10 protein-coding genes are annotated in these 6,966 nt (G+C 52.5%); all 10 read right to left on the reverse strand.

The annotated features are described in order from the left end of the window. Positions 1–148 precede the first annotated feature (148 nt). Positions 149–982 carry a DUF4942 domain-containing protein gene (locus tag Q3A88_RS15800; RefSeq protein WP_317178253.1) on the reverse strand — a complete coding sequence of 278 codons (834 nt, stop codon included), beginning with the start codon at positions 980–982 and terminating at the stop codon, positions 149–151. Positions 983–1,099: 117 nt separating this feature from the next. After that, the gene (locus Q3A88_RS15805) at positions 1,100–1,420 is read right to left on the reverse strand and encodes a TA system toxin CbtA family protein (protein ID WP_317178254.1); all 321 of its coding nucleotides are present in this window, start codon (positions 1,418–1,420) and stop codon (positions 1,100–1,102) included. A gap of 69 nt (positions 1,421–1,489) precedes the next feature. Beyond that, positions 1,490–1,825, reverse strand: a complete 336-nt coding sequence (locus Q3A88_RS15810) for a type IV toxin-antitoxin system YeeU family antitoxin (RefSeq protein ID WP_317178255.1) — start codon at positions 1,823–1,825, stop codon at positions 1,490–1,492. 39 nt (positions 1,826–1,864) lie between these two features. Further along, positions 1,865–2,338, reverse strand: a complete 474-nt coding sequence (radC, locus tag Q3A88_RS15815) for a RadC family protein (protein ID WP_317178256.1) — start codon at positions 2,336–2,338, stop codon at positions 1,865–1,867. Between the two features lie 83 nt (positions 2,339–2,421). Beyond that, entirely contained in the window at positions 2,422–2,655 is a 234-nt protein-coding gene (locus Q3A88_RS15820) for a membrane protein (RefSeq protein ID WP_014916378.1), read from the reverse strand. 17 nt (positions 2,656–2,672) lie between these two features. Continuing rightward, on the reverse strand, positions 2,673–3,146 hold the full coding sequence (locus Q3A88_RS15825) for a hypothetical protein (RefSeq protein ID WP_317178257.1): 474 nt from the start codon (positions 3,144–3,146) through the stop codon (positions 2,673–2,675). 35 nt (positions 3,147–3,181) lie between these two features. Continuing rightward, positions 3,182–3,754, reverse strand: a complete 573-nt coding sequence (locus Q3A88_RS15830; protein ID WP_317178258.1) for a hypothetical protein — start codon at positions 3,752–3,754, stop codon at positions 3,182–3,184. A gap of 178 nt (positions 3,755–3,932) precedes the next feature. Continuing rightward, positions 3,933–4,631 carry a DeoR family transcriptional regulator gene (locus Q3A88_RS15835; RefSeq protein ID WP_317178259.1) on the reverse strand — a complete coding sequence of 233 codons (699 nt, stop codon included), beginning with the start codon at positions 4,629–4,631 and terminating at the stop codon, positions 3,933–3,935. A 225-nt stretch (positions 4,632–4,856) separates the two neighbouring features. Continuing rightward, positions 4,857–5,678: a DUF932 domain-containing protein gene (locus Q3A88_RS15840; protein ID WP_317178260.1), complete on the reverse strand. Its 822-nt coding sequence runs from the start codon at positions 5,676–5,678 to the stop codon at positions 4,857–4,859. An 84-nt stretch (positions 5,679–5,762) separates the two neighbouring features. After that, positions 5,763–6,638, reverse strand: coding sequence for a GTPase family protein (locus Q3A88_RS15845; RefSeq protein ID WP_317178261.1), 876 nt, complete (start codon positions 6,636–6,638; stop codon positions 5,763–5,765). Positions 6,639–6,966 lie beyond the last annotated feature (328 nt).

The following is a 6,966-nucleotide window of genomic DNA, read 5'->3' on the forward strand; positions in this document are numbered from 1 at the left end:
GAATCTCATCTGGTTTTTTCCTCAAACTCTAGTGGCTAATCACTCTGCTCCCCTTGCTATGATGCTATTCCTGCTATTAATAGCGGAAATAGCAATCACTGAGGCCCAGTATTTTTATATAAGGGTATGTGAGTTTGCAAGTGACTACCTACCTCGCTGCCAACACCCCCGGATAATGTTTGGCGATAATGTCATTCATCTGATCGATCAGGTCAGGACGTTTAAAGGTGAGATGCCCGGTGCCTTTCTGAAAATAACGAACGCTAAAGAACTCATCCTCGTATTCCTGCTTGTGAGGATTATCGCGGATATGGTCCATCAACCGGATGGTGACATCGCCCCGGTTATCGGGGATCGGTTTACCATCCAGCAGATAGAACATACGCTCTAGATCGGCCAGTTGATCGCGTCGCCAGCCCCAGTTCAGGCCAAAGCCCCAACGGTTGTAGGTCACCAGATTGCTGATGATGATTTTCTTGCCAAAGTAGCAAGGGTGATTGGTCTTGTAATCCCACGATAGCCCTTTGAATACGTTGATGACCCCACGCTCGAATACTTCCAGCTTGCTCTGGTGAAGTTGCTCAAAGGTGCTGAGGATATTGGCTTCGCTGATGGCCGGTAGCTCCCCTTCATCGAGATTTTTATACCACTGGCTGCGAGTTTCAGCATCCATCAGCGACAACATGCCGGATTTCAACATCAGGTCGCGCCAGATATTGCGATCCAATGTGCGGGTGATGGCGGGCATCGCCTTGTCAGGCGTTTCTGTTAGCCAGCAATCGTAACGATGCCCTTGTTTCAATGCCCAGTCTTCAGCAGTGCCGCCGCCGATAGTCGCCGTTAGCGTTGAAATAGATTGTAGCTGATTGAGGAGTTGCTCTATCTGTTGCAGCGCGGCATCACGTCCGGTGACTACGTGTTCGATATTGGTCGAGCAAATCAGTTCGGTGTGTTCGGTTAAAACCTCGGGTTCACTTTGCATAGTTTGTGGTCCATACATAAAAGCAAATGCGCCAGCCGGTAAGGACTGGCGCATTATGCATCGGGGAGAAGGATAAACAGGTTTGGTGTGGTGTTACTGGAAAACAGCTCGAGATCTTTATGCCTTAAGTAAGCCCGTTGCACATCTGGCGCGAAGGATATCGACAGTCGTGAGAAACGGTGATTGCTCCTGCCAGTTAAAGCCGTTGCGATCGATGCGTACCAGTTCGTAACGCTCTACCAGAAAATTCACCGCATTGACCAACGTGATACCAGCATCGATATGCGCCTGAATCACGTTCTCCTCGCAGAACGGTGTGTCATTCAGCGTGAGGCCGTAGTGCTTTTCCAACAGATGGGTCAGCAGTTGCTGCCAGACGGCTATGGATGGCGGGCAGGATTGATCCTCCCGTGGCGGGATTGCAGGTGATGTTTGCATGGCTATACTCTCTTCAGGTTAGATCAATGAAATCAGGGGAATGCACAAGGTGAGTAGAGAAACTGTGGATTAGTGTGTTGCAGCAGAAGTGGGATAAATAGATATATACACGTAGCCAAAACTGCCCAGCGTATCGGCTTCACAGGTCCATTCGTTGCAATACAACGTGACGCAGTTCTGCTGACGGGGATTCAGTTCACCCGTGCGTAGCTTCTGCTCTAACAGCTTAATCAGCTCAGGGAAGCAACATTCCAGACTTTGGGCTTCTGTTTTGCTAAACGTAGCGACAATGCTGGCCCGGTCTGCCAGATAATGAAGATAGTGACCTTCCTGAACCAGCCTGGCTCCGAATTGCGGCGTGACAGCACGTTTTAGTCCCCATTCCGGGGCCTCTATTGATGACATGATGTTTCCCTTATAAGAGTTCGATGGTAAGCGTTGTCATCACAGCCAGCCACGTTCAGCGAACGACACTACATCAGCACCGCCGACCACCAGATGGTCGAGGACTTTGACATCGACCTGTGACAGCGCATCCTTCAACTTGTCGGTGATATGGCGGTCAGCCTGGCTGGGCTCGGCACAGCCGGAAGGATGATTGTGTGCCAGTATCACGGCGGCGGCGTTATGACGCAGTGAGGCTTTGAGGATTTCACGCGGATGCACTTCGGTACTGTTGATGCCGCCCAGCGCGATAACTTCCTTTTCTATCAGGCGGTGTTGGTTATCCAGATACAGCACCATAAAGACTTCACGCTCCAGACTGCTGAGTTCCAACATTAACCAGCTTTTGGTGTCTTCAGACGTTTTAAACTGCCGCGCATTTTTACGCACTCGCTTTTCCAGCAGGCACAACGCCATATGGATGATGCGCTGCTCTCTGGACGCGATGCCGCCTGCCAATGAATTACATGACATGGTGATTCCTTAATAAATAAAATGCCCCGCTGCATAAGCAACAGGGGCGGGGATGGGTTTACTTTGTGTGTTTAACGCTATCACTAACGTCGGGAAAACCAGCGCAGTACTTTGGCAAACACCGTTACACCGATAAACAGCCCTATCGGGATACCCAGAAACGGTGTCAGCGCCACGCTGGCGACGCCTGCGGTTCCGCTGCCAGTTAGCAACCCTGCAACGGTGGCGATAACCAGACCAATAAGACTGTCCGAGATACCAGTTTTACTTAAGATAATGACAACCACGACAATAACGATGATGGCAATAATGGGCATGGCGTTATCTCTCCCGATTATTCCCGGTGTGTCGTGGCGCACGACGCGATATCAGCCAGCACCTTCTGCACGTTCTTTTGCCTGGGCTCCCAGGCACCCACATGCCGGTCATCGAGATAAACGTCAAACTGCGTTGCGCTGCCAATTGCTTCAATAAACGCGAACCAGGCATTATCCGCATTGCGCCATCCTAACGAGGACGGAATACCGTACTGCTGGTCATCGATAACGACGACGATATACGCCTCAGTGGAAAAATGGGAATCAACACCTTGACCATTCACGGGCGACACCGCCACGCTGTGTTGTAGCGTGTTGTCCTCGTCGGGGTTGCCGGTACAGTTAACGGTAAAGACACTGCCCTCGGTATTGGTTATCCGATATTCGGTGACACCCTGACCAGAATCGGCACTCCACAGGTTCGGTACGGCCTGTGCGGATAGCGGCAACAGCAGTGCGCCTGCAAGCAGAAGTGAAGGAATGTGTTTCATACGGGTTCCTTGGTGTGAATAGACACGTCTCAGGGTCAGTAGCCGTAACGGCGGTAGTGCTCTTTGTTCACGCCGTCGACCAGCCATTTACCCAGTTTCTGCTCCTGTTCGCGTTTCTGTGCCTGAATTTCTGCCATCTTTTTCTGGTCGATACACTTCTCTGGAATGCTCAGTAATAACGTCGGCTCCTCAGGCTTGTCGTTGGCAAAATTGGCATTGAAGTAGGTCTTTTTGTCGGTAATTTCATAGGTACAGTTGCTGGTTTTGTTACCACGATAGGTGACCTCCAGGTCACCGGGTGATTGTGACCGCGTATTTACTTTCACCAGGGAAAGGGTTTTGGCCTTTTTATTCGCCAGAAACAGTGGACCGGAGCCATCTCTGACAAAAAACTGCTCAGTCCAGGGGTAGTTAAAAATCGCTCTGCCTTTGTATATTCGGCGGCCTAACTCGTCGTCACTTATCCCATCCGTGTTGGTCCAGCCAAGCGCTTTTAAGGAGAACCAGTTAACCTGAGTGGGGAACTCGGTTGCTGAGTGCGTGGAGAAGGTGGTCAACAGCCCGATTATCAGCCATCCCCGTTTGCCCGGAAGGTATGTAAACATCATCGTATCCTTTATGTTGAAGTCATCATAAATATCGTCAAGACAGGACTGTGCCTGTCCGTGACGCTAGGAGTGGTCCTTCACTGAACTGTCCGGTAACGGCCTCTGTGTGCAACTACCGGTACTGTCCTTCTTTATCTGTCTTTCTGGTTTTCTCTGGTGTTGGCATCGCGTCCCTGACTTATGTGGTCGGAGACGTGCCGAAAGTGGTCAGAACGTCGTGAATAAAGCGAAAATGCGGCAATGCCGTGATGAAGCCGGATTGCGTGGTCAGGTGGCAGATATCATCGCGGCGCTGGAATGACTCGGTGGACACCGTCACGCCGTGAATCTCATGCAGCAGCAGGACCAGAAGATGCCCCAGCGATTCGGCCACCAGATACCATTCGCCGTACAGGCAGATAAGCCGGTAAGGCGATAACCCGTCATAGCGCTGACCGTCGGCCAAAACCGTGACACGTAGCTGCTCACCAATTGCCCGAGTCAGACGGTAAAAATGCCCCGGCAGTGTCGGCGTACCGCGCAAGGGCGGATGCCAGACCAGACAGGGCGCGTCCTCGCCGCTGTCCAGCAGGGTGTTTACCAGCCGGTTATCCAGACCGGGAAAGAACACACCTACGCCAGTCTGGCGGGCAAACATCAACACATCCTGCTCATGACGTGCCGGGTTATGGTGCTCCGGCAAACGGCAAAGGCCGTTACGGTATTCCAGGTCGAGATACATCAGCCGTTCACGAAAGTCCCGCCGCAAGGTACGGGTCGAGACGCCGAACTCTGCTGCCAGTTTTCTGACGCTCAGCGTTTCGCCCGCCAGTAATCGGCTGATTATCAATGACAGCCTGACGGCCAGCCGGTCATATCGGCGGTCAGCCTGTGTCATGGTGCAGCCTCCTGAGGCAGTTAACGGAATGAAAGTCCTGTGATTACTTTAAAGAGGGGCGTGGTCAGGGTATGGACACTGTGAAAAATATTTTTATTTTCAGTAAGAAAGCCGGTGGGATGCGGCCTGAAGGGCCATTGAGGTAAACAGGCTATGGGGGCAAATGCTAACGGTTGGACATACCCTGTCCAGGTGGTTACAGAGTAATAACACTCGGCTCATCACTCACCGGCATGTCGCCAGCATGGTTTCCGCCATCACCCACAGCGCTCGGTTGAGTTTGATATCGCCATCAATCCCGTTGACGGCCCGAGTGCGGGCCTGCTTTCCCTGCACGGAGCGACCCGTCAGCCCGCCTTTTATCAGGTTCTCCTGTACCCGTTGATAGGTGGTCCACAGGTCATTGGATTCGTCCTGCCAGCGGCGTGGAGCCAGTATCTGCGCTGCTGTAACCGGTTGGTGGTCTTCGCCAAAGCGGTAGGTCAGTGCCGCCTTTGCCAGCGCCACCTGAGCCGGTGGCGGCAACAGCAGTGACTGCATCGCATCCCGCTTCTCATCGATACGCGCAAAGGTGTCCAGCACGTCATAAGCCCCTTCAATCACCCGCCCAACCACATCGCCTTTGTGTGGCACCCGAACCTCACCCAACGATTCACCACAAATCAGGCCGTTCTGACACACACTGCGAAACAGCCCCGGCAGCATCTGATACGAGCTTGAGCCGTCATGACTGTTCAGCAGAATAATCTCCGGCACCTGCTGGCCGGTGATGTGTCCTTCCCGGCGCAGGCGTAACATATGCTTGGTGTGCTCGCGTTTACCGATATCCCTGACGCGGGTCTGGCAAGCAAAGAAGGGATGGAACCCTTCACGCTGGAGACTATCCAGCAGGGTAATGGTTGGGATACAGGTGTAGCGTTCACTGCGCGACGCGTGCTTGTCCTCACTAAACACGCTGGGGACCACGCGGAACAATTCATCGTGTGTTAACGGTCGGTCACGACGGATAACATTGGCAGCACCAAAGCGGGAAGCTAAACGAACCATAGGAATGTCCTCAGAAAAAGAATAAATAAAAGCCCTGGCGCAAAAGCGACAGGGCCGGATGGGAATGAAAAGGTTAGATGTTGCCTAGAACAGCAAGGACCACAATGAGCGGGCGAGTGACACCACGGTTTGTTTGAGGCCGCCGATAAGTATTTTTAGTGGTGCGGGGACGACAGGCAGCGCAATCCCGCTATCAAGTACGTCGCCGACCGACTGGGCAAAATCATCCTGAGCCCGGTTCTCAATAGCCACTGAACGCCAGTTGGGCTGTAGCCGAACCGACAACGGGCTACTGGCCTTAGGCGGTAAACACTGAAACAGCGTCTCCACCATTGCTGCCATGCCCCAGCCAGTTTTTACCGACACGGCGCAGACCGGATGGGTCGGAAAGAAGGTGGAACGCACTGCGACACGACGGGCATAAATATTGCCTGACTGATTGAGTGAGGGTTGCTGTGACTCCCAGTCCCATTCGTGACTGGGCTCCAGCTTGTCGACCTGATTCAGAACGAACAGTATCTTGTCACGGTAGCGCTCACCGATAACGGTGCGATAGATATGCTGGTCAATGGCAAGCGCTCGGTCATCGGCCTTGAGTAACCAGAGCACAATATCAACGCGCGGCAGCCAGTGCTGGTAGAGTGCCACATAGTCACGATCCCTATCCTCACTCTCACCGACACCGGGTAAATCAACAAACAGAATGCTGCGTTGTCCTGATGACAGCCGGAACCTAAGAGCTTGCCGGGTGCAGGCGCTGTTATCACTGACCGGGGACACTTCCCCCTGAAACAGTGCATTACATAGGCTGGATTTACCTACACCGGTTTTCCCCATAATGCCGATGACGGGTTCGTATTGGATCAGTTGTTCAATGTGGTCAATGACGCGCTGGTGCAGGCTATCCGGCAATACTGACAGCGACGCCTGTATCTCTCGCAGATTCTCGTGGTTGGGCATAAGGATTTCTCAGACAGACAGAATGGCGTGGCGGCTATTGAAAACCGCCACAGATTGGGGTGTGCATGGGGATAATATCTATCTGAAATTATTCTTCTCTGGGAATGCCACATTGATGGTTGGTATGCAGTTTACCAATTCGATTGATTCATTTAGCTTTTTATCTGATATTGGTCATGGCTATAGTTTGACGAGCCTGGCACGACTGACCTGCCCCCAGGATTAGATACGACCTTCAGTTAGTAATGTCGGTTGGTTTTTCTTCATATTTCCTGTTTCGCCAGTCCGTTGCGAATTCAGCTGGTGTCTGGTAATCCAGCGATGAATG

Source organism: Pectobacterium sp. HCp5_1, from assembly GCF_032905925.1.
In the GTDB taxonomy this organism is placed as follows: domain Bacteria; phylum Pseudomonadota; class Gammaproteobacteria; order Enterobacterales; family Enterobacteriaceae; genus Pectobacterium; species Pectobacterium brasiliense_A.

Bases quoted from the DNA above. Each gene is read 5' to 3' on its own strand.
- Q3A88_RS15800 (WP_317178253.1), bottom strand. From the start codon at position 982: ATGCAAAGTGAACCCGAGGTTTTAACCGAACACACCGAACTGATTTGC.
- Q3A88_RS15805 (WP_317178254.1), bottom strand. From the start codon at position 1,420: ATGCAAACATCACCTGCAATCCCGCCACGGGAGGATCAATCCTGCCCG.
- Q3A88_RS15810 (WP_317178255.1), bottom strand. From the start codon at position 1,825: ATGTCATCAATAGAGGCCCCGGAATGGGGACTAAAACGTGCTGTCACG.
- radC (WP_317178256.1), bottom strand. From the start codon at position 2,338: ATGTCATGTAATTCATTGGCAGGCGGCATCGCGTCCAGAGAGCAGCGC.
- Q3A88_RS15820 (WP_014916378.1), bottom strand. From the start codon at position 2,655: ATGCCCATTATTGCCATCATCGTTATTGTCGTGGTTGTCATTATCTTA.
- Q3A88_RS15825 (WP_317178257.1), bottom strand. From the start codon at position 3,146: ATGAAACACATTCCTTCACTTCTGCTTGCAGGCGCACTGCTGTTGCCG.
- Q3A88_RS15830 (WP_317178258.1), bottom strand. From the start codon at position 3,754: ATGATGTTTACATACCTTCCGGGCAAACGGGGATGGCTGATAATCGGG.
- Q3A88_RS15835 (WP_317178259.1), bottom strand. From the start codon at position 4,631: ATGACACAGGCTGACCGCCGATATGACCGGCTGGCCGTCAGGCTGTCA.
- Q3A88_RS15840 (WP_317178260.1), bottom strand. From the start codon at position 5,678: ATGGTTCGTTTAGCTTCCCGCTTTGGTGCTGCCAATGTTATCCGTCGT.
- Q3A88_RS15845 (WP_317178261.1), bottom strand. From the start codon at position 6,638: ATGCCCAACCACGAGAATCTGCGAGAGATACAGGCGTCGCTGTCAGTA.